This window comes from Enterobacteriaceae endosymbiont of Plateumaris rustica (assembly GCF_012562965.1).
Classification (GTDB): domain Bacteria; phylum Pseudomonadota; class Gammaproteobacteria; order Enterobacterales; family Enterobacteriaceae.
Window position 1 is genome coordinate 1 of record NZ_CP046229.1, and the last position, 5,108, is coordinate 5,108.

General features: G+C 20.5%; 3 protein-coding genes. 1 reads left to right on the forward strand and 2 read right to left on the reverse strand.

The annotated features are described in order from the left end of the window. Window positions 1-183: 183 nt before the first annotated feature. Window positions 184-2,610 carry an inverse autotransporter beta domain-containing protein gene (locus GJT82_RS02410; RefSeq protein WP_168820069.1) on the forward strand — a complete coding sequence of 809 codons (2,427 nt, stop codon included), beginning with the start codon at window positions 184-186 and terminating at the stop codon, window positions 2,608-2,610. A 29-nt stretch (window positions 2,611-2,639) separates the two neighbouring features. On the opposite strand, the gene GJT82_RS02415 is transcribed toward GJT82_RS02410, so the two are convergent. Together GJT82_RS02415 and trfA are read right to left on the reverse strand one after the other, a co-directional pair. Then, window positions 2,640-3,335: a prephenate dehydratase domain-containing protein gene (locus GJT82_RS02415; RefSeq protein ID WP_168820065.1), complete on the reverse strand. Its 696-nt coding sequence runs from the start codon at window positions 3,333-3,335 to the stop codon at window positions 2,640-2,642. A gap of 67 nt (window positions 3,336-3,402) precedes the next feature. Then, a complete protein-coding gene (gene trfA, locus GJT82_RS02420; RefSeq protein ID WP_168820067.1) occupies window positions 3,403-4,242 on the reverse strand; it encodes a plasmid replication initiator TrfA in 840 nt (279 codons plus the stop codon). Window positions 4,243-5,108 lie beyond the last annotated feature (866 nt).

Below are 5,108 nucleotides of genomic sequence, written 5' to 3' on the forward strand. Positions count from 1 at the left end.
ATTACAGCTCATCAACTTAATGATGAAAATATAAATATTAAAAAAAATGATTATTTAAAAAGAGAAAATTTTTATATTAAAGACGATATTATTAATAACATCGATGAAGAGAATTTTTTAAAAATTTTTCATGAAAATATTTCTCAGTTAGTTCATTTAAAAAATGGATCTGATAAAAATTATTTGAAAAAATATAAAACATCACAATTTACTGAAAATTTTAATGAGAAAAATTTATTTAATTTCATATTACAAACAACAAATTTAATAAAACATGGGTTAAATAATAAAGAAGAAATTCTTAATATTTTAAAAAATAGTTTTATAAATGTAGTAAACGAAGAATTAAATAATCAGCTAAATAATAAGGTAAAAGATATATTTGGTTTATTTAATCTTAAAGGAAGAAGTTTAGTAAGTTTAAATTTAGATGAAAATTTATCTTTAAGTAATTCTGAAATTAAAATATTTTTATCACTTTTTGAAAAAAAAGATTATTTATTTTTTATCCAAAACAGCATTCATAAATCTGATAATAGAAATCAATTAAATATTGGTATTGGATTTAGAAAATTTAATAAAAATTATATGTTGGGTATAAATAATTTTTTAGATTATGATGTTTTTCATGAAAACACTAGGACTAGTATTGGTATTGAATATTGGCAAAATTTTTTTAAATTAAGTGCAAATACTTATTTTAGACTAAGTGGATGGAATCATTTAGATAGTCAAAAATTATTTTTTAATGATATTAATTTTTCTAAAGGTGATAAGTTTTTTAATTATAATGAATATTATGAAAGACCTGTTAATGGATGGGATATTAAAATAGAAGGATTTTTTCCTAAAATACCAGAAATTATTTTGAATCTTTCTTATGAAAAATATTATGGAAATATAGGTTTTAAAGAAAAGTATTTTAATATTGAACATAAAAAATTGTTTTCTCCATGTATATTTATAATAGGAATATCTTATAGGCCAATACCTGCATTAGTTTTTTCAGCTGGAAAAGTGTTAACTTTATCAGGTGAAACTAATAGTAGTTTCGGTATTAGTTTAAATTTTAAATTTGGTATGCCTTGGGAAAATCAAATTCGACCTAATGAAGAAAATATATTTATTTCTTCTTCTATAAAAAGAAATAAATATGATTTTGTAGATAGAAACGATAATATAGTATTAGAATATAGAAAAAAACATTTAATTAAATTGGAAACATTACATAAAATAATAAATTATCCTGGAACTGAAAATTCATTAAATATTAAAGTCGATTCAATCGATTATTTTAAGAATATGATTTTTAATAATACTGAAGAATTTAATAAGAATGATGGTTATATTAAAAAAGGAGTGGGTTATAATTATATTCTTGTATTACCCAAATATAATTTTCGAAATATTAATAAAAATCATTATAGGATTAAATTAACAGCTTTTGATATTTATAATAATAAATCTATATCTTATATAGATGTAACTGTTTTAAAACCTAATATAAATAGGACATTTTCAACATTTACTGTTTTTCCTAAACAAATATTAGTAAATAGAGAATCTGCAAAAGTTATATTTGAAGCAAGGGATATGAATAACAATGTTATTGCTAATATAAAAAATTTAGAATTTATAGTTTATAAAGGAACAACAGAAAAACATAATGTACATATTTCTAAGATAATAGAGAAACCTAAAGGGACATATTCTGCAGAAATAACTAGTGAATCTATTGCTAATAAAATTTTTTTAGGAGTAAAGGTAAATAAGAGAATTAATAAAAATTTATATGATTATGTAAGTATAATAAATCCTTCAGCAGATAATATCCAAATTGTAACCAATGTTTATAAAGCTAAAGTTGGTGATGCTATTCCAATGACTATACTTGTATTTGATAAAAAAGGCAGTAGATTAGGTAATGCTTCAGTTAGAATAGAAACAGTATCTATTAAGGATCGTCAAGGTAGAATACGTAAAGATTCTGGTTTATTACGTATTTATAATTTAAGAACAGAAAAATCATATACTGGTAGAAAATTTTTGTTTTATACAAATAGTTTTGGTCAAATACCTATACGTATGTTTGATCCTCAAGGTATTGGTGTTAAAACTGAATTAGATTTTATTGCTGATAATTATATCAGAAAAAGAATTTCTTTTATATATACAGTAAGTACTAGTCCTGATACTCCTAATGCCAATATGTATGGTCATATGACTGATATTATAGAAGTTAATGGGACTAAATTTTTTAGACCACCATTAATGCAAGAATTTAGGGGAGATGTTGTTCGTCATCATTTAAATGAAGACTGGGCTGCATTAACTTGGGATAACGCAGTATTATACTGTAAGAATATTAGAAATGGTGAAGTTCCAGATAAATTTAAAGTTGCTTATCTTTTAGCTGCACATCCTAGTGATGAGATATTTAGTAATTATGGATGGCCTTTAACTACTGATTTCGCGGAAGTTTGGACTTCAAGTTGGACAATTAAAGCATATATTCCTAGACCATTGTATTATTTTTATAATTTTATAACTAAAGAAGAAATTGAAGGTATAAATAGTTCTTCTTATGCAGTTACATGTGAGGTAAAATAAATTTTTGATTTTATTTATTTTTTAAATTTTTAATTTTTTAAAACTAAAAATTTAGTTTTATTATTTAGTTTATTTGATAATGAATGAGTTTTTATGATATTTAATTTATAAAATTCAGCTGTTTCTTTATTTCCTATAGCAGCAAAATTTTTTACTTTAAATTGAAATATTTTTTTTATTGCAATTGCGGTACTTTTGCAAAAATGTTTTTTCCATAAAGGATATTTATTTATGAAAGTACTACACTGTTTAAATGGTTCATTATGACTAAAAACATGATTAATATTATTAATGTTTTTAGATTTATCAAATGTTATTAAACAATGTTTAATTGGTATTTTAAATTTAAAATGAATTTTCAAAGAACTATTTTTAAACAAATTATTTACTTTACTTATTATTCCAGAACAATTATTTTCTATAGGAACTATGGCAAAATTAATAATATTTCTTTCCATATAAGAGAATAATTCATCAAAACTATTACAACTTATATTAAAAATTTTTTTTTTATTAAAAAAAAAATTTTTAATATAAGTTAATGTAGCTAAATTAGAATAAGTACCTTTAGGTCCTAAAAAAGCTATACTTATAATAGAACTATCATTTTTTATTTTGTTATAAATATTTTTTATATAAAATTCAAAGTTATTTATAGTTATAATTTTATATAATAAATTTTTTGAAAAATAAAAATCACAATTTATATTAATTTTATTAGTCATAAATTATAATAAAAAATTTTGGAATATATCTTGTAATTTATCATATATAATAAAAATATTCCATTTTTTATTTTTTAATATGTACGTGATCATTAATATCAATTAAACATTTCCATCCTGTTGCAAATGAGACTTCTTCTAGTGATTTTTTTAAATTTTGTCTAAATTTCCAAAGTACAATAATACTACTACCACAAAGTTTTTGTAAAGTTTGTACTTTATAAGATAAAGGATTTTTGTGAGAACAATAAAAACAATGTATCCATTGCGATAATGATTTACCTTTTAATTTCATTCTTTCTTTTAAAGAAATTCCTGTCCACATTGCATCAGTAAAAAAATAAATTATTTTTTTATTTAATATAATTATATATTCTTTTGTTTTTTCATTTCTATACCATTCATGTAATAAATGTCCTACATAAAAGAAATGTTCATCTCTTATTTCTATACAACATACAGACAATCTAATTAAACAAGATTTTAACCATTCATAATCACTTCTACCAGTTTTTCTATTTATAGATTTTAAAAAATTATAAGTTTTAAATTTAACTTTTTCTCCTAAAGGAACTTTTTTTAATCTATGTAAACATTCTAGCCAAACATCTAAATCAGTTTGATCTAAACTTTCACCTGTAAAACGTATAAAAATACCATTTAAAGTTGTTTTTAAAACATTTTTTTCATATTTTCTATTACCTTTTTTAATTACTCCAAATAATGAACTTCGAAGCATTATATTAGGAATAGATCTCTTATTATCTGAAATAACAGGCATTTTTTTAATAAGTTTTCCATTATTTTTTAGAAAATAAGATGTACCATAATAATTCTTCTTTTTTTTTAAAGAAGAATTATTTTCATTAATTAATTTATTAATTCTATTATATAGATTTTTATACATTCATTATCTTATAAATTAAATTTTTTTATTTTTTTAAAAAAATTTATTTTAACACATAATTTTTTTATATATAACATACAAAAGTTATTTTATATAAAAGTTTTATATGTGTCAAGTTATATAAATAATTTATTTTTAGAGATATCGGGATAGCAAGTAGGTTGACTCGGGATAGCAAGTAGGTTGACTCGGGATAGCAAGTAGGTGACTCGGGATAGCAAGTAGCAAAACTCGGGATAGCAAGTAGCAAAACTCGGGATAGCAAGTAGCAAAAAAAAAAAATAAATGACGTAACCCTTTGATTCTAAAGAACTTTTTTATTTTTTTTTTAATATATAATCTTTTATAATACTTTTATAAAAAAAGATATTTTTAAATTAATCTTACATGTGTAATATATTTTTAAATAGTAAACTTGAAAAAAATAAAAAAAGGAACTATAATAAGAATACAGTTTTTGTGTATGAACATAATTTTGTATGTTCATATATCTGTAAGTAAAAAAAACACTTTTTTACTTTGTATAAAACAAAAAATAAGGAATTATTTATTAATAAATAAAAATATCTTTTTTTTTATATTGACATACAAAAACAGTAATTAAATACTAAATTAGAAATTAATAATCTATAAGTGGTTAAAAATATAATAATGAAAAATTTTTTTTATTTTTTTAGAAACTTTTTAATTTTAAGTTTAAAGTACATTGAGTGTAAAAAAATACTAATTTTTAATTATCAATTAAAATTAATATTTATAATAATATTCACATTAATAAGTAATCAAAACATTACAGCTCATCAACTTAATGATGAAAATATAAATATTAAAAAAAATGATTATTTAAAAAGAGAAAATTTTTATAT

Coding starts and splice junctions, on each gene's coding strand:
- GJT82_RS02415 (WP_168820065.1), bottom strand. CDS start 3,335: ATGACTAATAAAATTAATATAAATTGTGATTTTTATTTTTCAAAAAAT.
- trfA (WP_168820067.1), bottom strand. CDS start 4,242: ATGTATAAAAATCTATATAATAGAATTAATAAATTAATTAATGAAAAT.